2 protein-coding genes are annotated in these 1,344 nt (G+C 47.5%); both read left to right on the forward strand.

The features are described from left to right. Positions 1-505 (forward strand): FAD-dependent oxidoreductase (locus R7Z50_RS24225; protein ID WP_318149314.1); only part of this gene is annotated, 505 nt, incomplete at its 5' end. 122 nt (positions 506-627) lie between these two features. Then, positions 628-1,344, forward strand: a 717-nt coding sequence (locus R7Z50_RS24230) for an extracellular solute-binding protein (RefSeq protein WP_318149315.1), incomplete at its 3' end; no start/stop codon positions are given.

Genomic DNA, 1,344 nt, shown 5'->3' on the forward strand with positions numbered 1-1,344 from the left:
GGTCGCAGCGGGTGTTCATTCTAAAGCTTTGGTTCGCCAGTTAACCGGTGTGAATGTCCCGATACAAGCTGAGCGAGGTTACCATCTCATGATGAATGACAAGCGTGAGTCATTGCCGTTTCCTATCAGTTCTGCCGACAGAAAGTTCATTATGACGCCCATGTCTGAAGGCTTACGTTTGGCGGGAACAGTCGAGTATGCCGATGTGAAATCGCCACCAAACATGAAGCGCGCAGAGATGTTGTATCAGCAGGGGAACGCGATGTTTGAGTCCGGTTTAAATCCGTTAAAACAGCAGGAACAGTGGATGGGAAATCGACCTTCAACAATCGACTCGTTGCCGGTAATCGACCAGTGTTTTAATGGCAAGATATTGCTGGCATTTGGTCATCAGCACTTGGGATTGACTCAAGCGGCGATCACTGCAGACCTAATCTCTGAGCTCGTTGCAGATAAGCCAACATCGGTGAATATTGCGCCGTTCACACTACAGCGATTTGCCTAAAAAATTTTAAAATTAAATATTGTATAAAATATATTTAATGCTAATGTTAACGAAAATTTAACAAATGTGGTGTCCAACAGCCGTAACGGATACCTCCAGAAAAACAACCAAAGGAGTAAACCATGTCACGAATGACGAAAACACCACTGGTGATGTTGATTTCAGGAATGCTGTTGGGTACCTCGGCATACGCTGAAGATAAACTAACGGTCGTCTCATGGGGTGGCGCGTTCACCAAAAGCCAAGTAGAGGCTTACCATAAACCATTCATCCAAAAGACTGGTGTTGAGATCGTATCGGAGGATTTCAGTGGCGGTTTGGCGGAGATTAAAGCGCAAGTAGAAGCAAACAACGTGCGTTGGGATTTGGTCTCGCTGGATAAACCAGACATTGTTCGAGGCTGCGCGGAAGGGCTTTTGGAACCCGTCAACCCGAGTATTCTGCCTCCCAGCGCTGACGGGACACCAGCAAAAGAGGATTTCATCGATGGAGCGATCCACGAGTGTGCGATTAACACCATCGTCGTATCGACCGTCTTAGCGGTGAACGAGGATGCTTTCAAAGGTAAAGCGGCTCCAACCAAGTTGACGGACCTTTTTGATTTAACAAACTTTCCCGGTCGACGAGCACTACAAAAGCAACCTCAAGGTAACCTTGAATGGGCATTATTGGCCGATGGAGTTAAACCTGACGAAGTTTACCGCCTACTAGAAACTGAAGAGGGGCGAGCACGCGCCTTTGCCAAACTCGACACCATCAAACCGCAAGTGCTTTGGTGGACGACAGGTGCGCAGCCACCACAAATGTTGGCAGATAAAGAAGTGGTAATCGCATCTGCT

It is taken from the genome of Vibrio sp. 1249-1 (genome assembly GCF_033340495.1).